An 18,350-nucleotide genomic window follows, 5' to 3' on the forward strand; every position below is an offset into this window, starting at 1 on the left:
CAGGACGACCCGCCTCCGCAGGACGAGCCGCTCCCCCCGCAGGACGACCCCGCGGAGCCTCCCCCGCCGTCCCCCGACGCCCACCAGCTCTCCCGCCGCCGCCCGGACGCGGGCCCGGCCCGCCGGGCTCCGCCGGATGTCAGGGTGCCGAACAGCACGACCACCCCGATGATCGCGAACATGACAACGACCCAGTAGAGGGCTTCCATGAGGCCCCTCCTCCCAGTTCCCCCGTGATCCCCCGAAGCGCCCCCCGTGGGTGCCTCGCTCACGCGTGTGAGCGGGAGATGCCCGATGCCGTCACGGCCCAAAGCAGAGTTGAGGAAGTTCTGAGGGTGGAAAACAGGGAGGGGTTTCCGGAGCGCACACCTCCGGTATCGGCCCCCGGCACCGCACCACGCCCACGGCTGCCCCGCTTGAGGAAGGTCCGGGCTTCGGCGCAGGATGGCCCATGACCTCCAGCGCGCGCCCCCTCCTCAATCGCCGCCTCGCCGAGTTCGGGACGACGGTCTTCGCCGAGATGTCCGCCCTGGCCCTGAGCACCGGGTCGATCAACCTCGGCCAGGGCTTCCCCGACACCGACGGTCCCGAAGAGGTCAGGGAGGCCGCCGTGCGCGCGCTGCGGGACGGCCGCGGCAACCAGTACCCGCCGGGCCCCGGCATCCCCGAACTGCGCACCGCCGTCGCCGCCCACCAGCAGCGCCGCTACGGCCTCACCCCGGACCCCGACACCGAGGTCCTGGTCACCGCCGGCGCCACCGAGGCCATCGCCGCCGCCCTGCTCGCCCTGGTGGAACCCGGCGACGAGGTGATCGCCCTGGAGCCGTACTACGACTCCTACGCGGCCAGCATCGCCATGGCGGGCGGCCGCCGCGTCCCGGTCACCCTGCGCGCCCGGGACGGCCGCTTCCGGCTCGACCTCGACGAACTGCGCGACGCCGTCACCGACCGCACCCGCATGCTGCTGATCAACACCCCGCACAACCCCACCGGCACGGTCCTCACCCGCGCGGAGCTGGCGTCGATCGCCGAGCTGGCCGTGGAACGGGACCTCCTCGTCGTGACCGACGAGGTCTACGAACACCTCGTCTTCGACGACGCCGAACACATCCCCCTGGCGACCTTCCCCGGCATGCGCGACCGCACGGTCACCATCTCCAGTGCCGGCAAGACCTTCTCCTTCACCGGCTGGAAGGTCGGCTGGGTCACCGGATCCCCCGAACTGATCACCGCCGTCCGCTCGGCCAAGCAGTACCTGACCTACGTCTCCGCCGGACCCTTCCAGTACGCGGTCGCGGAGGCGCTCGCGCTGCCCGAGTCGTACTTCACGGGGCTGCGGGACGACCTGCGCGGCAAGCGGGACCTCCTCGCCGCCGGGCTGGAGAAGGCGGGTTTCTCGGTCTACCGCCCCACCGGCACCTACTTCATCACCGCCGACATCCGCCCCCTGGGCGAGACCGACGGCATCGCCTTCTGCCGGGCCCTCCCGGAACGCGCGGGCGTCGTCGCCGTCCCGACCGCGGTCTTCTACGACCACCGGGAGACGGGGGCGCCGTTCGTACGGTTCGCGTTCTGCAAGCAGACGTCCGTGCTGGAGGAGGCGGCGCGGCGACTGAAGGGCGCGGGGGCCCGCTGAGCAAGAACCGTTTCCATGCCGGTGCGTGAGGCTGTGCCCTCGTGCACCGATCCGTCGCGCTGGGCTTCCTCACGCTCCTGGTCACTCAGCTCTGGGCGACCCCAGCCATGTCTCGAAGTCGCTCAGGGCCTCGCCCATGGCACCGAGGGACATGGGCGACGACTCGTACTGCAGGGAGAGGTTGACCTCGTACAGCTTGTAGGCGGGCTCGGTCTCCCGTGCCGCCGCGCATGCTTCCGCCAGCACCCGGACCGCGCGCCCCCGGTCGCCGGCCTCCACCGCCTCCACGAGGTCGGGCCACAGCGTGTCACCGATGTGGTCGACGAGTTCCATGACGTGGTTGCCGGCCCGGCCGGCGCGGTCCTTGATTGCTTCCTGCCTGGCCTCGGCCCGATCGTCGGCCCGCTGGGAGTCCCGTTCGTGGGCGTCAGCCCAGGCGTGGTCGCCCCAGATCTCTTCCCAGCGCTGATCGGCCCGTGCCAGGGCGGCCTCGAACGCGCGGTCCAGGTCCTCCTGGGTGAGACGGGGATGCTCCCCGACGTCGTCGCGTTCGAACGACGACAGCGGCAGGCTGAGGTCGGGCACGGGGGTGTCGTCTCGCAGCGCGGTGAGCAGCAGCACGGCGTCGATGTCGGGGAGGACCTCCTCCACGTCCACCAGTCCGCGCAGGGACGAGAGGGACTGTTCGACGGCCATGTAGTCGTACTCGGCGATCTGGTTGTCGAGATCGCCGTGAAGCTCGAGGAGGGCGCTGCCGATCGTCTCGATCTCGTCCATGCGTGCCGCTATTTCCGTGTCGAGACGCTCCACGATCTGCCGCAGCTCACGGACGCCCCTGGTCTCCTCTTCGAGCTTCGCCACTGCTTTCGCCAGATCACCCATCGCGTGTCCCCCTGTCCCGGCGGCCGCCGGGCTCCCTCGAAGCAGGCTAATGACCAAGGCCCTCCGGGCCGCTGTCATCCAGCCGCCCAGGCGGTGGGGCCATGGTCAGGGAGGCGATGACAAGCATCTGTGATGTTGATAATCCCCGTTATCAACAATTGAGCCTCACACTGCCGCAGACCGTCGTATCGTTCTGCGGGGCGGGCGGGCGTCCGTTAAGGAAGACGAAGCCGCGGCGGGAGCCGGCTCGACAGCCGGGCCGATGGACGGGCAGGGGGCGAACAGCGTGATCTCCGATTCACCGGACACGACACTACGCTCGTCGGCACGCGTTCTGGTGTCGATGTCGGACATTGCCGCGTTCGCGCGGGTCAAGCGTCCCGTGGTGTCGACCTGGCGCCGGCGTCACGGGGACTTCCCCGTCGCCGTCTCCGAGAGCTCGGGCAGGCCGCTGTTCGACGGTACGCAGGTGGCCGAGTGGCTGGTCACGTCCGGTCTGGGCAACGCCGACCCGAAGGAGCTCCGGTCCGAGCTGGCCCTGTTCGGCATCATCGCGTTGCGGGACCGGTTCACGTCGTGGCAACTCGTCGAGACGCTGGGAAGCCTGCTGTGCCTGCGCCACCTCGACGGCCGACCGCTGACCGAGAGCACGGACGGTCTCCCGGCCGACGCCGGTGCGGACGACGCCCTGTGGTCCGCCGTGCTGCACCGCGCCGAGCGGATCGACGCGGAGGACGACTTCGCCCTCTGGGAGCTGCGTTCCCTCGACGCCACCGCGGCCCCGCTGATCCGTCTAGCCGAGGATCTGGTCGAGGCCGCCTACGATGAGCGGGGTGCGTACGAGTGGCTGCTCGCTGCCCGTTCACGGCTCGGTCTGGACTCCCTCGCCGCCGACGCCGTCACCCCCGAGCTGGGCCGTCTGTTCACCCAGCTCACCGACCTCCGCGTCCGGCTGGAGCACGGCGAGTCCCTTGTCCTCGCCGACCCGCATGCCCGCGCTGGCGATCTGCTCGCCACGCTCCTCGACGACACGGACGACCGCGAGCGCGTCACCGTCCTCGCCGCCGACACCGACGAACGGCTGGTCCGCATCACGCGCCGCCGCCTCCTCCTCGCGGGCGTCAGCGAACTCGACCTCGACGTGCAGACTGGCCCCGACCTGGAGGAACACCTCGCGGACCCGGACATCGTCGTTACCCAGCTCCCCTACCGCCCCGGTGAGAGCCGTTCCGTGCTCACCGCCCTGACTGAGGTCGAGTACGTCGCCGAACTCCTGCGTCCCGGTTGCACGGCTGTCGTCCTGGGTCCGGCCGACGCGCTTGTGGATGGACTGAAGGACACCGAGGCGTCCCAGTTCCGCTCGGCCCTCCTGCGCCGCAACATCGTCGAGTCCGTCATCGCGCTCCCCGGCGGGGTGCTGCCTTTCCGCCCCGGTTACCGCCCAGCTCTGTGGACGCTCACGCGCAGTCCCGTCGCCGAGGCGGAGGGCAAGGTTTTACTGGCCGACATCAGCTCCGAGCAGCTCACGGCGGACGTGCGCGTGCGGCTCGCCGAGGACGTCCTCCTCTGGCGCGCGGAAGGTTTCCGGACGCTCGACGGCCACGACCCGCGCTACGGCCGCGTGGTCTCCGTCGCCAACCTGGACCGGGCCTTCGGCGGCCCGCTGACCCCGCCGGCGCCGCCGGTCTCCGTGATCTGGTCCGACAAGGTCAAAGAACGCCCCGCCCTGATCGCCGAGGCCGAGGCGCACCTGGAACGCGCGGCGGCGGACGCCCGCGCGTACGAGGACGGGCAGGGCCCCTACCGGGGAAACGTCCTGCGTCGCGTCGACCGGCTGCCCCGGCGCATCACCCTCGGCAGGCTGATCACCGGGCGCAGGGTGGTCAAGCTCCCCGGCCACCGCGTCGACGACCGGCACCTCACGGCGGACGGCCACCACACCGTCCTGGGCCCCGAGGAGCTCACGGGTGAACGAGCCGTCGGCGCGCGCCGCATCGACCGGCTGGTCCTGGCCGCCGAGTACGACCGGGTGGCACTCACCGAACCCGGTGACGTCGTCTACACCCTCACGCCCCGCCTCGGCCTGTACGTCGATCACGAGGGGTTCTCGGTGGTCGCCTTCCCGGCCCGCGTCCTGCGCGTCAATCCCGACGTCCTCCGCCCGCTGACCCCACGGGTCCTGGCGGCCCTGCTGGGTGCCGCCCGGGGCACCGGCCGCAGTCCCAGCGCGGTACGGCCCGCCCGCCGCGTCGAGGAGTACCAGCTCCCCGACCTCGAACCGGACGAGGTGCTGCGCTTCGACGCCCTGCTGGCGGAGGCCGAGCACCGGGAGCGCATGTTGCGCGCCCAGGCCGACGCCCTCGCCGAGGCCCGTGACCTGACGGTCGCCGGCCTGGCGGACGGCACGCTCACCCTCGCCGATCCGTACACCTGACCCGGCCGCCGTACGAAACCGTCCACGCCCATCCACCCACCACTCGGAAGAAGGAACGATGCCTCCCCGCAAGCGAGCCGCAGCAGCTCCCGGACAGGGCGAACTGCTCAGTGTCTCCAGCACCAAGGAGATCCAGGACATCCTGTGGAAGGCCGCGGACAAGCTCCGCGGCTCCATGGACGCCGCCCAGTACAAGGAGTTCGTGCTCGGCCTGGTCTTCCTGAAGTACGTCTCCGACGCCTTCACCGAGCGCCGCGAGGAACTGGCCGCCGACCCCGAGCTGGCCCAGATCCCCGAACACCGCCGGGCGGCCTTCCTGGAGGACAAGGACGAGTACACCGAGAAGAACGTCTTCTGGGTCCCCCCGACCGCCCGCTGGGACTACATCTCGGAGAACGCGGCCAGCGCGGAGGGCGGCGTCGGCGCGCTCCTCGACGCGGCCATGGACGAGGTGATGAAGGCCAACAAGGCCCTCACCGGTGTCCTCCCGAAGATCTTCAACCGCGACAACGTCGACCAGAACCGCCTGAAGGAACTCGTCGACCTCATCAGCGACGCCCGCTTCACGGGGCACGGCGACCGTCCGGCGCAGGACGTGCTGGGCGAGACGTACGAGTACTTCCTGGAGCGCTTCGCCCGTGCCGAGGGCAAGCGGGCCGGCGAGTTCTACACCCCGGCGAGCGTGGTCCGCCTGATCGTCGAGGTGCTGGAGCCGTACGAGGGGCGGGTCTACGACCCGGCGTGCGGCTCGGGCGGCATGTTCGTGCAGAGCGGCAAGTTCGTCGAGCGGCGCAAGGGCAAGGACCACACGCACGACCTGGCGATCTACGGCCAGGAGGCCAACGAGCGCACCTGGCGCCTGGCCAAGATGAACCTCGCCATCCACGGCATGGACCCCAAGGGCATCGGCGACCGCTGGGCGGACACGTTCGCGGACGACAAGCTGCCGGACCTCAAGGCCGACTTCGTGATGGCCAACCCGCCGTTCAACATGTCCGACTGGGCGCGGAAGTCGGATGACCGGCGCTGGCGGTACGGCACCCCGCCCCAGTCGAACGCCAACTACGCCTGGCTCCAGCACATCGTCTCCAAGCTGGGTGACCGGGGCAGCGCGGGCGTGGTGCTGTCCAACGGTTCGATGTCGTCGAAGCAGTCGGGCGAGGGCGAGATCCGTGCGGCGATGGTCGAGGCCGACCTGGTCTCCTGCATGATCGCGCTGCCGGGCAACCTGTTCCGCACGACGGCGATTCCGGCATGCCTGTGGTTCCTGACGAAGGACAAGTCCCCGCAGAACGCGAAGGCGCTGGAGGACCGGCGCAGCCGGGTCCTGTTCATCGACGCGCGCGCGATGGGCACGATGGTCGACCGCACGGAGCGGATCCTCACGGACGAGGACCTGGAGAAGATCTCCGACACGTACCACGCGTGGCGCGGCACGAAGTCCGCGAAGGACAAGGGCCTCACGTACGAGGACGTCCCGGGCTACTGCTACAGCGCGACGCTGGAGGAGATCGAGAAGCACGACTACGTGCTGACCCCGGGCCGGTACGTGGGGGCGGCGGAGGTCGAGGAGGACCCGGACGCGGAGCCGGTGGAGGAGCGGATTGCACGGCTGACGAAGGAATTGTTCGCGCAGTTGGACGAGTCGGCACGGCTGGACGCGGTGGTGCGGGAGCAGTTGGGGAGGATCGATGACTGAGTGGCGCTATGTCGAGTATCAAGAGATCGCCGCACAGGAGAAATCAGCCTTCTCCATGGGACCATTCGGCTCCAAGATCACTAAGGAAAACTATGTGAACACTGGGGTTCCAGTCGTTCGCGGAGTCAACTTGGCACGGGGAATTTTCATTGATGACGACTTCGTATTCATCACCAACGAGAAGGCTGATGAAATCATGTCAGCCAATGTCGATCCTGGCGATTTGATCTTCACGCACCGTGGAACCATCGGACAGGTTTCAATGATTCCACGGGAGCCCCGATTCAATCGGTATGTAATTGGGTCAAGCCAAGTCAAGACACGGCTCGATGAGTCCACCGCTGTGCCGGAGTTCTATTATTATTGGTTTCGGTCGACCGAGGGGCAGCGATCGATTCTCGCCAATGCCTCGACGGTTGGAGTTCCCGGTATCGCGACCCCGCTGACGTCGATCCGAAAGCTGCTCGTTCCCTTGCCGCCTCGCCGCGAGCAGGAAGGGATCGCCGCTGTATTGGGCGCGCTAGACAACAAGGTCGTCGCAAACGAGCGCATCGCTTCCACTACCGACGAGTTGATCCAAGAGCTGTGGGACATTCATTTGCGCGAGCCGGGCAGCCGAAAGACCTCTCTAATTGACGTCCTGAGTATCACTTTCGGCGCACCTTTCAAATCCTCGGAATTTAGCTCAGAGAATACCGGGCGACCTCTACTTCGCATCCGTGACCTGAAGACTTTCACCCCAAAAGTATGGACCACGCAACGACTCGATAAAGAAACCCTAGTCGCAACGGGCGATGTGGTGGCGGGGATGGATGCCGAATTCCGGCCAGTATTTTGGCTAGGAGAGGAGGCATTGCTCAATCAGCGAGTTATGCATGTCCGCTCGCGAATCGGGGGTGGAAGCCCTCTATGTCGGGAGGCAATGCGTGGCCCGTTGGCGCTAGTGGAAAGCTACAAAACTGGCACAACTGTTGCGCATTTGAACAAGAGCGACTTGGCCACACTTCTTGTGGAAATTCCAAGCGAGGAGGCGGTGTCTTCCTTTGAATCCGCTACGGCGCCGCTCCATAAACGACTGGTGGGCGGTGCGGCCGAAAACCGCACCCTCACTGCTCTTCGCGACACCCTCCTCCCGCAACTGATGTCCGGCAAGCTTCGCATCCGTGACGCTGAGAAGATCGTGGGGGACGCTGTATGACCGCCGAGAGCGGCAGCGGGCACATCCCCGCCCACCTCGACGCCAAGATGACCGAGGCCACGTGGGAGCACCTCGCCCTTGAGGAGCTTCGCGAGCTGGAGTGGGAGGTCAAGGCAGGCAAGGATCTCGCCCCCGGCATCGGGCACCGCCGGGACTGGGACGACCTGATCTTGCACGAAGAGCTGGAAGCAGCCATCGGGAAGCTGAACCCGGAACTGTCCGCAGCCGCCGTGCAGGAGGCCCTCCGTATCGCCACCGATCCCACCTCCCGCGAGGCGTACTCGGAGAACCGGCAGGCGCACGAGTACCTGACCACCGGCATCCGGCTGACCTACGTCGATGAGTTCGGCGCCGAGCAGACTCCGACCGTCCGTCTCGTCGACTTTACGAACCCCGACACGAACAGCTACCTCGCCGTCAACCAGGTCACCGTCCGGGAGACCGACGGCAGCCACCGCCGCTTCGACGTCGTCCTCTACGTCAACGGCCTGCCCCTCGCCGTCGTCGAGCTGAAGAGCGCCTCTGACGAAAACGCGACCCTCAAGTCGGCGCACGCCCAACTCCAGACTTACGTCTCGGAGTTTCCGATCGCGTTCCGCTACAACGTGCTCTGCCTCGTCTCGGACGGCATAACCGCCAAGTACGGCACGGTCTTCACGCCGTACGAGCACTTCGCGCCCTGGAACGTCGACCACGAGGGCGAGCGCGTCGACACCAACGCGCCCGGCTACGACGGCGTGGACGCCCTCACCCTGGCACTCCACGGCCTGTTCACCCAGGAGCGTTTCCTCTCCCTCACCCGCAACTTCGTCAACTTCCCCCCGCCCAAGCCGGGCGAGCCTCTCTCCGGCAAGCGGATCGCGAAGCCGCACCAGTACTTCGCGGTCAACAAGGCGGTGGACGCGGTCGTCGAGGCGTCTCGCTCGACCGGGCAGGCCGGTGTCGTCTGGCACACGCAGGGTGCCGGCAAGTCGGAGGAGATGGTGGAGACAGCGGGGCTCGTCTACCGCCACCCGGCACTGAACAACCCCACCATCGTCGTCATCACCGACCGCACCGACCTCGACGACCAGCTCTACAACACTTTCCGGGACAGCGAGACCCTGCTCCAACAGAAGGCCCACCAGTTCAACACGCGTGAAGAGCTGCGCAGCGCGCTAAAGGATCGCACCGTCGGCGGGATCCTCTTCACCACCCTCCAGAAGTTCGGCTTGAGCAAGGAGGAGAAGGACGCCGGCAAGTCCCACCCCCTCCTCTCCGAGCGCCGCAACATTCTGGTGATCGTCGACGAGGCGCACCGCTCGCACTACGACAGCCTCGACGGTTACGCGCGCCACCTGCGCGACGCCCTCCCCTACGCCACCCTGCTCGCCTTCACCGGCACGCCGATCTCCAAGGCCGACGCCGACACCCGTGCCGTCTTCGGCGAGTACATCGACGTCTACGACCTGAAGCGGGCCGTCGACGACGGGGCCACGGTCCGCGTGTTCCACGAGCCGCGTGTCATCGAGGTCGACCTGCCCAAGGACGTCGAGCCGGGCAAGATCGACGAGCAGGCCAACGCCCTCACCGAGGGCATGGACGACGCCGAGCGTCGCCGCGCCATCAAGTTCGCCACGGCGATGAACACCGTCTACGGCGCCCCCGACCGGATAGCGACGCTCGCCGACGACCTGATCGCCCACTGGGAGACACGTCGGGAACTGGTCAAGCCGGACCTCGGCGGCCCCGGCAAGGCGATGGTCGTGTGCATGACCCGGGACATCTGTGTGTCCCTCTTCGACGCGCTGGCCGAGCGGCGGCCCAAGTGGGTCGGCAAGGAACCCGACCAGGGCGTCATGAAGATCGTCTTCCACAGCGACCCCTCCGACGAGAAGCACCTGCGCAAGCACGCTCTCCGTCCTTCCCAGCAGAAGGTCGTCCAGGCCCGCGCCAAGGACCCGGACGACGAGCTGGAGCTGCTCATCGTCCACTCGATGCTGCTCACCGGCTACGACGCACCGCCCATCCACACCCTGTACATGGACCGCCCCATGCAGGGCGCCAACCTGATGCAGGCCCTGGCCCGCGTCAACCGCCGCTTCCGGGGCAAGCAGGACGGCCTCCTGGTCGGCTACGCGCCGCTCACCGACAACCTCGCCAAGGCCCTGCGCGAGTACTCGGACCAGGACCGCAAGGACCAGACGCTCGGTGCGGACATCGAGCGGGCCATCACCGAGGTCAAGAACGAGCTGTCCACCATCAAGGGACTGCTCGCCGGATGCCACTGGCGGCAGTGGCTCGCCGACACCGGCCGCCCCGACTCCCGCAAGCGCGCCCTGCGCCTGACCGCCGACTTCCTGCGCGACCCGAAGAACCCGGGCAACCAGGTCGAGCCCGGCGCCAAGCCACTCTCCGTCCGCTTCAAGGACAGCGCCGCCCGGCTCGATCGTTTCTACCGCGTCTGTGCGATGAGCCGCGAGATCTCCGAACGCTGTGAGGACCTGGACGACTGGCGCCGTGACATCGCCTTCTTCAGCGAGGTCCGGGCCTGGATAATCAAGCTGGATGCCGCCCAGCGCGAGGCGAGCGGGCAGCCGCTCAGTGCCGAGGTCCAGCGCTATCTGCAAGCCCTGGCGGCCTCGGTCGTCGACGCCGACGAGATCACCGACCTGTACGCGGACGCGGGCATCGGCCGGCTGGACATCACCCGCATCAACGAGGCGCAGCTGCGCAAGCTGGAGAACTCCGAGACCCCGCACCTGGTCACCGAGGCGCTGCGGCGCATGATCCAGCAGAAGATGCGCGAGGTGACCAAGCACAACGTCGTCCGGAACGAGAGCTTCGCCCAGCGCCTCGACGACCTGATGAAGCGGTACATGCTCCAGCAGCTCACCAGCGCCCAGGTCATCGCCGAACTCGCCGCCCTGGCGAGGGAGGTGTCGGCGGAGGCCCGCCGCGGCGAGCAGTTCGACCCGCCGCTCAGCCACGCCGAGCTGGCCTTCTACGACGCGGTCGCCCACCGCGACATGGCCGAGCTGATGGAGGGCGGCCAGGACACCCTCGCCGAGATCGCGAGGGCCCTGGTGAAGGACATCCGGAAGAACCTCTCCGTCGACTGGCTGTCCCGTGAACCCGTGCGCGCCAAGCTGCGCACCCGTATCCGCCGCGTGCTGGCGATGTTCGACTACCCGCCGGAGGAGGAGCGCGAGGCGGTGGACCTCGTCCTCAAGCAGATGGAGATCGTGGCCGCCCTGTGGGCGCCCGGCGCGAAGGAGAAGTAGCTGCGCGTGCGTGACGGTCCGGGACCAGGTCCGGGCCGTCACGCACGTCACGGCCAGGTGCGCTCGATGCGGTCGCGTCGCACCGCGTAGGCCGCGGGGCCACCCCTGGCCACGACCCGGTGGATGGCCTCACGGTGTGTGTCGAACCGCCCGACCATCTCAGCGCTGGGAAGTTGCTGGTTGTCGAGGTAGAAGAGCACCGCTTCTCGCTCCAGCACCGGCTGGATCTCCAGGTCCCTGCTCTTGATCCGGCCGTCCTTCGAGATCGGCACCCATGACTGGTCGAGACCGTGAGCGATCCAGTCTTCGTCAGCGATGTCCTGTGCGTCGTCGGGGAAGACGTCCCCGATGCAGTGAACGATCCAGCCGCACGCCCTCAGTCCTTCCGCGACGCGACGTCCGAGATTACGGTCGAGGAAGAACTCAGGCGGCAAGAAGCACCACTGCCCGGCACAACGCGTCGACCTGCTCGGGTGTCATGTCGAAGTCGTACGCGATGTCCTCGACGCTCTCCCCGGCCTCCCAGAGGTCGGTGATGGCCTTGACCGCGACACGGTTCGCGGCCACGACGGGCCTTCCATGCCCGAACCTCGGGTCGATCACGACGGGGACGGACTCCGGGTACTGCCTGAGCCGCAGACTGGTGGGGAAGTCGTCGTCGGGTCCCCAGTTCAGGTAGCGGAGATAGTCGGAGACCACTTCGTGGATGGGGGCCTGACCGTCCCGGGCCCTGCGAAGGTCCCCCAGTCCGTGCTCGACGAAGATGTCCACGCCATCCGTCGCGATCCGCTTCGAGACAAGGCCGTAGGGGGTGTCGAAGGCATCCCGTACGGCGGCAGCCGCTTCCCTGATCTCGCTCATTCGCAGTCCCAGGGTGCGCAGGGAACGGAGAACGTGTGCCTCGGCCACCGCGATGAACGGCACCGAGGGCTGTCCCCTGCGCAGTGGTTCCACCTGGTGGACCAGCGGCGCCCCGGCGGCCCTGCTCTTCAGCCACGAGAGCAGCGTCGACTGCGGAATCTGCAGGTGAGAAGCTGTTTCCGTGGGAGTCAGAAGTCCGTCCCTAAACCGGTCGACCATGCCCCACCTCCTCCGTCTGTCGTGTCCGCCGGCGGATCTCGCATCGTCGCACATCAAGTCTCCCGTCCGGCGAGTGATCGCACACGCGCCCTTCTGCTCAGCCGGCCGCACGAAGAAGACCCCCGACGAGGTGGCCTCGGCAGTCCCGGCAGTGTCCGGGCTCCGGTGCGCGGAAGGCGCGCTCGCAGCCGTCGCAGGTCTGGAACGGCAGCGCGGCCGGGCGGTCGGGGAGCGGCGGGAGCGGATCCGGGGGCGGCACGGGCAACGGGGTCTCCCGGAGGCGGAAGGCGAGGATGCCCGCCGGGCGGGTCAGGAAGCGGTCGGGGAGTCCCGTCGTGAGCGCCGCGGTGATCCGGGAGGGCGCGACACCGGCCGCCAGCCATGCGGTGACGGCCGGCGCCAGGCGCACGGCCTCGCGTTCGGACAGGACGAGCCGGGGATCGACGCGGCGGAGGGAGGCCAGGACGGCGACCGCCTGCGGGTCGGCGTCGGAGAGCGATGCCAGCTCCTCCGGCTGGTCCGGAGTGGGTACGGGAGCTGCTTGCGTAGCTGCCGGAGAGGGGACAGCTTGCTCGGCTGCGGGCGGCTGCCGGGGCCGGGGCGGCTTCGGCGGTTGCGGGGACTCGTCCGGGCCCGGCTGGGGAGTGCCGCCGGGGACGTCGTAGAAGTACGTCCGGGTGCGGATCCGCCCCGAGGGCAGACGCTCCCGGCGTCGCTCCAGGTATCCGGCGGCCTCCAGCTCCCGCAGCGCCCGGGAGATCAGGATCTCGCCCTCGGTGAAGTGCGCGCACAGGGCGGAGATGCTGACCGGGGTGCCGGTGGGCAGGGAGAGGATGTAGACCGCGACGCCGACCGTGACCGCGCTGCCGCGCCGCTGCGCGAGGGCGTTGGAGATCACGGTGAAGTCGGCGGTGAGCCGGGTGCGTACGTGGATCACGCCGGAGGTCGGAGCCCCGGCGTCGGCGCGCGGGCGCGCGTTAGACTGCGAGTCAGCCATCGGGAAGGTTGCTTCTTCCTGATCGGTCAGGCCCTCGTTCGGGATGCCACTCCCGGCCGGGGGCCGTATCTGTTTGCGGTGGGTGCGGCGAACGTAACCGCCCGTGACCCGCGCCTGCAAGCTAGTCACCCGTCCGGGTGACGCGGGCTTTTCGGCGGGGTGGGTGGGCGGGCGGGTAGTTCTTTCCCCTGGTTCTTTGAGGAGGTCAGTGGCCCACCGGGCCCTCGCGGACGAGGAACCGGTGGGCCCGGAAGACGGACAGCGACCGGAGCCCGGCCTACTCAGGGACGGTGGGGTTCCGCCTTCAGTTCGCCTATGAAGGCGGTCCAAGAAGTGGCTTCGAAACACAGTGCCGGACCGTGCGGAACCTTGCTGTCACGGACGGGGACGACGCCGGGGAATCCGTCGGCCACCTCCACGCAATCGCCCCCCGCCTGATTGCTGTAGCTGCTCTCGCGCCAAGCGGCGCCGGTCAGGTCGGGACGGAACATTTGCGCCACGGTAGTTCCCCTCCATCGTGGACCGGATCATGTCGAGTGACATGGTCGGGGGCAGGGCTGCCGCCCGCAGCCGATCGTAAATCACCTTGTAGCGACTGACATTGACTGGCTCTTCGATGAGTTGGCCGTAGTCCGCGCCCTCTGTGTAGGCCACTTCCGACCCGTCCGGCATGATCAAGACCGTCAGCGAGCCACCCATGGCTTCATGCCCACCCTGGTCAAACGGAAGTACCTGCACAGTGATGTGACGCATCTCGGCAGCATCCAGCAGTCGTGCCAACTGCTTCCGCATCACGGCATGCCCGCCGATCGGGCGCCTCAGTACCGCCTCGTCCAGGAGCGCGCACAGTTCCGGACGGCCGGGTGAGCTCAGCCGTTCCTGCCGCCCCATGCGGGCGTTGAAGCGCTCCTCCAACTGCTCTTCACCGTCCAGCAAAGCGTCCAGACCGAGAACTGCCCGCGCGTAGTCCTCCGTCTGCAACAGACCCGGCACCACATGAGCCGCGTACTGCCTGATGGCCACCGCCCACTCCGAGTACTCCATGAACCTCCGCGACCAGTCCGGAAACGCCTCCCGGTACACGTACGGCCACAGCTCGACCAGGAGGTCGTCCGCGCCGAGAGCCGCATCCAGCGCACGCGCCAGCTCCAGTGTCGGCTTCGCTCCCGACGCCCGCTCGATCTGCGTGATCCGGGTGCTCACCACGTGCATCCTGGCGCCGAGTTCGGCCTGAGTGAGTCCGGCCGCCGTGCGGAGCCTGCGCACCCGCGCACCGAACAGCGCCGCCATCGACGCACTGGGGTCAATTCTGTTGGCCAAAGCGTCACTTCCGTTCCTTATGGCCTGAAAGGTAAGCCTGCGCCTCCTGTCGAGCGTAGGGCGATCCGACGAACGTTGAACACGGAAAGTGATGAATCGTGTACGTCACGAGGCATCTCGAGCTCGATGGAGAAGGACGGACGAAGCCGTGCTCACAGGAGCGACCGCCTCTCGGGAAGAGCCACGGCGGAGCTCCACGCCCCCCGCTTCGGACATCGTCACGCTCGCCGACAACGCAAGTGGGCTGCCCACGGCCACCGCGCAGTGCACCTCCTCACCACAAGGTGCGCAGCTCGCCCGGCGTTTCGCCGTCCGGTGCATGGAGGCGTGGGGTCACCCGCCCGTGTCGGACGTGTCGTGCGCGATCGCCCTCGTCGTCGGTGAACTCGCGGCGAACGCCGTACAGCACGGCCGGGTCCCCGGACGGGACTTCGGCCTCCTGCTCACTCTCGACGAGGTCGCGGGCCTGGTGCGGGTCGAGGTCGCGGACGCCGCCTCCGCGAAGCAGCCACCCACCTCCGCTCCCCCGCCCCCTCCCGAAGGCGAGTCCGGTCGAGGGCTGCTCCTCGTGGAAGCCCTGGCGGTGCGCTGGGGTTCGGCGCCTCGCCGCCCCTTGGGCAAGACGGTGTGGGCAGAGGTGCGCACGGAAGCACCAACTCTGCTGCAAATAGCATCTACTTCGATAACCTGGGTTATCAACGCAATCATGGTATGAATCTCTCTCCTCTCCCTAACGTCTGTTCCGTCACACCGGGCTCGCACGGAGCCGAAGGCACTCGCCCCGCACCGTGTCCCGCCCGGTCGACTCCTCATCGGAACGGACCGCGGAAGGGCGGAGAGCGCCATGTCGGAACACCCCGAGCAGAACCAGCACCCGGAGAGCGTCGAGCGGAGCGAGCAGCCCCCGGGCCCCGGCACCCGCCCCCGCCCTGCATCCGGCTCCTCGACGCTCTCCCGCCTGGCCGACCGCCTCGACGCGTCCGCCCTCGCCGAGGCGCCCCGGGAGCTGCTCCGCCAGGCGCTGAGCGAGGTGGCAGCCGCCTCGGGCACCTCCGACAGCCCCTCTCCCGACCAGCGGGTGTTCCTCGAATCCATCAGTGTGAGCGGCTTTCGCGGCATCGGCCGCACGGCACGTCTGCCGCTGAACGCGAAGCCCGGTGTCATCCTCGTGACGGGGCGCAACGGTTCGGGAAAGTCCAGCTTCGCCGAAGGCGCCGAGATGGCGTTCACCGGCCGGACCGCCCGGCTCGACAAGAGGCGCGGTGAGGTGTGGCGCCGGCACTGGCGCAACCTGCACGACGGGGCCGACCCGAAGATAGAGGTCCGGCTCGCCCTCGCGGGGGACCCCCGGCCGTCCACGCTGACGTGCACCTGGCCGGGCGACGACGTCACGGCCCCCGAGGTCGAGTTCAGGCGGCCGGGCCACGGCCGGCGGCCCTTCGAGAACGCCGGTTGGGGGCGGGCGCTGAACGACTACCGGCCCTTCCTGTCCTACTCCGACCTCGACAAGGTCATCAGCGGCAGGCCCAGCGAGCAGTACGACTCGGTCGCCACCATCCTCGGGCTCGGCGAACTGACGGCCGCGGACGAGCGGCTCCACGCCGTCGAGAGGGCGCTCACCTCCGCGCTGAAGGACGCCGAGGCCGAACTGCCCGCACTCGTCGAGGCGCTGTCCGCGCTGGACGACCCCCGGGCGGCCCGCGCGCTCGCGGCCGTCACCGGGTCGGGCACTCCCGACTTCGACGGGCTGGACGCCCTGGTGACCGGACTGCCCGACGCGGACGACGACCGTCTGCGGGAACTGCGTGCGACCGTCGGGCTGACCGGTCCCGACCTCGACGCGGTCGGCGCGGCCGTGGACCGGCTGCGCGAGGCCGTGGCCGTGCTCGACGACGTGCGCGCCTCGGGTGCCGAGGACGCCCACCAGCGCGCCGAACTGCTGGACAGGGCCCTGGAGCACAGCCGCCGGCACACGGACGAGGACACCTGCCCGGTGTGCGGGTCCGACCGGCCGCTCGACGAGGAGTGGGCCGACCGGGCCGCCGGGCAGGTGGCGGTCCTGCGGGAGGAGGCCGCCACCGCGCGGCAGGCCCGCACCGGGCTGCGGGACGCGGAGGACGCCGTCCGCCACCTCGTCACTCCGGTCCCCGCGTGGCTGCCCGCCCCACTCGTCGACCCGTGGGAGGAGTGGGCGGCCTGCCGGGCGGTCGACGACGCCGAGCGGCTCGCCACCCGCGCCGAGACCGCCGCGCTGGTCCTCGCCGACGCCTGCGCGGCCCTGCGGGAGGGGGCCGCCCGGGAGCTGGAGAAGCTCGACGAGGAGTGGCGGCGCTGCGTCACCCGCCTCGCCGCCTGGCTCGGCCGGGCGCGCGCCGCCCACGCCGGCAAGCCGCGGCTGCGCCAGGTCCGGGCGGCCCGCAAGTGGCTCAAGGAGGCGTGTGCGGAGCTGCGCGAGGAACGGCTGCGGCCCTTCGAGAACCACTCGCAGCGGATCTGGGAGGAACTGCGCCAGCAGAGCAACGTCGACCTGCGCTCCGTACGCCTGACCGGTGGCGAGAAGGCCGCCGTGCGCAAGCTCGTGATGGACGTGTCTGTGGACGGGACGGAGGCGGCGGCCCTCGGCGTCATGAGCCAGGGCGAACTGCACTCCCTCGCGCTCTCGCTCTTCCTGCCGCGCGCCGCCGCTCCCGACAGCCCCTTCGGGTTCGTCGTCATCGACGACCCGGTGCAGTCCATGGATCCCGCGAAGGTCCACGGCCTCGCGAAGGTCCTGCACGACCTCGGCGAGACCCGTCAGGTCGTGGTCTTCACCCACGACACGCGGCTCCAGCGGGCCTTCACCGGTCAGGAACTGCCCGTGACCGTCCTGGAGGTGGAGCGGGAGGAGAACTCGGCGGTGAGCGTGCGCCGGGTGACCGATCCGGTCGCGCAGGCGCTGGCCGACGCGCGGGCCCTCGCCCGTACGCCGAACCTCCCGCCGGCCGCCATGACCCACGTCCTGCCCGGTCTGTGCCGCACCGTCCTGGAGTGCGCCCTCGCCGAGGCCGCGTGGCTGCGCCTGCACCGCGCCGGACTGCCCGAGCACGAGGCGGAGAAGACCGTCGCGGCAGCCGTCACGCTGCTGGACATCGCCGCCCTGGGCCTCTTCGGAGACCCGTCGAAGACGGCGGGTGACGTCTACCGCGAGCTGCGCAGACGGTGCGGCCCCGAGGCGGTGGACCTCGTCCGGCGGTGCCAGAAGGGCGCGCACCCGTCCGGCACCCCGATGCCGGATCCCCTCCGGTTCGTGCGGGACGTCGCGGCCGTCGCCCGGACCGTACGCGAGCCGGAGGGGGCCACGCCGTGAACCCGACGATCCGCCAGCTGCTCGACACCGCCGACCTGCTCGTCTGGGACGACGGCGAACCCGTGGACACCTCGGCGGCGGGCACAGCCACACCCGCGTCGGCCGCCGTGCTCACCGCCACCACAGCGAGCCGGTGCCGCGGTGCCGCCTTCGCCCTCCGGGCCGCCCTGGAGAGCGCGGTCACCGCCCGTCTCACCGCGCACGGCGCACCGCGCACGATCCGTGAGGGCAGCATGCGCGGCGCACTCCTCTGGCTCCGCTGCTGCGCCGAGGCCGGGACCGCCCGCCGGGCCAGGGCCGTGTGGAGCCGGCTCTGCCTGGGCTGCCACTACCACCAGTACGAGATCGGTCCCACGGAGGACCAGGTGCGCGCCTGGCGCACCGAGGTCGCGGCGGTCATCACGCTGCTGGCCCCCTGACCACCGCCGGCCACCGACCCCTACCCGCCCGGTGACCGGGAGGCGGGGCCTGCCCGCGGCGGCGCGGAGCGCGCCG

General features: G+C 69.4%; 14 protein-coding genes and 1 pseudogene. 9 read left to right on the plus strand and 6 right to left on the minus strand.

Going from position 1 to position 18,350, the window contains the following annotated elements; translation table 11 throughout:
• Window positions 1-198, plus strand: a pseudogene (locus G3I53_RS33160) (hypothetical protein); the annotation flags it as partial.
• A 253-nt stretch (window positions 199-451) separates the two neighbouring features.
• Entirely contained in the window at window positions 452-1,636 is a 1,185-nt protein-coding gene (locus G3I53_RS03515; protein ID WP_164332423.1) for a pyridoxal phosphate-dependent aminotransferase, read from the plus strand.
• A gap of 81 nt (window positions 1,637-1,717) precedes the next feature.
• Here the strand turns inward: G3I53_RS03515 and G3I53_RS03520 are convergent, their stop codons facing one another.
• On the minus strand, window positions 1,718-2,518 hold the full coding sequence (locus tag G3I53_RS03520; protein WP_164332424.1) for a hypothetical protein: 801 nt from the start codon (window positions 2,516-2,518) through the stop codon (window positions 1,718-1,720).
• 343 nt (window positions 2,519-2,861) lie between these two features.
• Here G3I53_RS03520 and G3I53_RS03525 point away from each other — a divergent pair, with 343 nt between their 5' ends.
• The 4 genes from G3I53_RS03525 to G3I53_RS03540 are packed head-to-tail and all read left to right on the plus strand — an operon-like array spanning window position 2,862 to window position 11,112.
• On the plus strand, window positions 2,862-4,952 hold the full coding sequence (locus tag G3I53_RS03525; RefSeq protein ID WP_164332425.1) for a hypothetical protein: 2,091 nt from the start codon (window positions 2,862-2,864) through the stop codon (window positions 4,950-4,952).
• Between the two features lie 58 nt (window positions 4,953-5,010).
• Window positions 5,011-6,651 carry a class I SAM-dependent DNA methyltransferase gene (locus G3I53_RS03530; RefSeq protein WP_164332426.1) on the plus strand — a complete coding sequence of 547 codons (1,641 nt, stop codon included), beginning with the start codon at window positions 5,011-5,013 and terminating at the stop codon, window positions 6,649-6,651.
• On the plus strand, window positions 6,644-7,849 hold the full coding sequence (locus G3I53_RS03535; RefSeq protein ID WP_164332427.1) for a restriction endonuclease subunit S: 1,206 nt from the start codon (window positions 6,644-6,646) through the stop codon (window positions 7,847-7,849). The genes G3I53_RS03530 and G3I53_RS03535 overlap by 8 nt, the downstream gene beginning before the upstream one ends.
• The gene (locus G3I53_RS03540; RefSeq protein ID WP_164332428.1) at window positions 7,846-11,112 is read left to right on the plus strand and encodes a type I restriction endonuclease subunit R; all 3,267 of its coding nucleotides are present in this window, start codon (window positions 7,846-7,848) and stop codon (window positions 11,110-11,112) included. Before G3I53_RS03535 ends, G3I53_RS03540 begins: the two co-directional genes overlap by 4 nt.
• A 47-nt stretch (window positions 11,113-11,159) precedes the next feature.
• On the opposite strand, the gene G3I53_RS03545 is transcribed toward G3I53_RS03540, so the two are convergent.
• The 5 genes from G3I53_RS03545 to G3I53_RS03560 all read right to left on the minus strand — a co-directional run bounded on the left by G3I53_RS03545 (window position 11,160) and on the right by G3I53_RS03560 (window position 14,479).
• The gene (locus G3I53_RS03545; protein WP_164332429.1) at window positions 11,160-11,546 is read right to left on the minus strand and encodes a toxin-antitoxin system, toxin component, PIN family protein; all 387 of its coding nucleotides are present in this window, start codon (window positions 11,544-11,546) and stop codon (window positions 11,160-11,162) included.
• Entirely contained in the window at window positions 11,536-12,192 is a 657-nt protein-coding gene (locus G3I53_RS03550; RefSeq protein WP_164332430.1) for a DUF433 domain-containing protein, read from the minus strand. Before G3I53_RS03550 ends, G3I53_RS03545 begins: the two co-directional genes overlap by 11 nt.
• 97 nt (window positions 12,193-12,289) lie before the next feature.
• Window positions 12,290-13,189, minus strand: coding sequence for a hypothetical protein (locus G3I53_RS03555; RefSeq protein ID WP_164332431.1), 900 nt, complete (start codon window positions 13,187-13,189; stop codon window positions 12,290-12,292).
• A gap of 281 nt (window positions 13,190-13,470) precedes the next feature.
• A complete protein-coding gene (locus G3I53_RS33570; protein WP_343240549.1) occupies window positions 13,471-13,608 on the minus strand; it encodes a DUF397 domain-containing protein in 138 nt (45 codons plus the stop codon).
• Window positions 13,565-14,479 (minus strand): helix-turn-helix transcriptional regulator, encoded by a 915-nt coding sequence (locus G3I53_RS03560; RefSeq protein ID WP_164332432.1) that lies wholly within the window; start codon window positions 14,477-14,479, stop codon window positions 13,565-13,567. The genes G3I53_RS33570 and G3I53_RS03560 overlap by 44 nt, the downstream gene beginning before the upstream one ends.
• A gap of 121 nt (window positions 14,480-14,600) precedes the next feature.
• On the opposite strand from G3I53_RS03560, the gene G3I53_RS03565 reads away from it, so the two are divergent.
• The 3 genes from G3I53_RS03565 (at window position 14,601) to G3I53_RS03575 (ending at window position 18,274) form a co-directional block, all read left to right on the plus strand.
• Window positions 14,601-15,224: an ATP-binding protein gene (locus tag G3I53_RS03565; protein ID WP_203591409.1), complete on the plus strand. Its 624-nt coding sequence runs from the start codon at window positions 14,601-14,603 to the stop codon at window positions 15,222-15,224.
• A 129-nt stretch (window positions 15,225-15,353) separates the two neighbouring features.
• On the plus strand, window positions 15,354-17,855 hold the full coding sequence (locus tag G3I53_RS03570) for an AAA family ATPase (protein ID WP_164438014.1): 2,502 nt from the start codon (window positions 15,354-15,356) through the stop codon (window positions 17,853-17,855).
• Complete coding sequence (locus tag G3I53_RS03575; RefSeq protein WP_164334023.1) at window positions 17,852-18,274, plus strand: hypothetical protein; 423 nt, start codon at window positions 17,852-17,854, stop codon at window positions 18,272-18,274. The genes G3I53_RS03570 and G3I53_RS03575 overlap by 4 nt, the downstream gene beginning before the upstream one ends.
• Window positions 18,275-18,350 lie beyond the last annotated feature (76 nt).

The sequence above is a fragment of the Streptomyces sp. SID14436 genome (assembly GCF_010548465.1).
Taxonomy (GTDB): Bacteria; Actinomycetota; Actinomycetes; order Streptomycetales; family Streptomycetaceae; genus Streptomyces.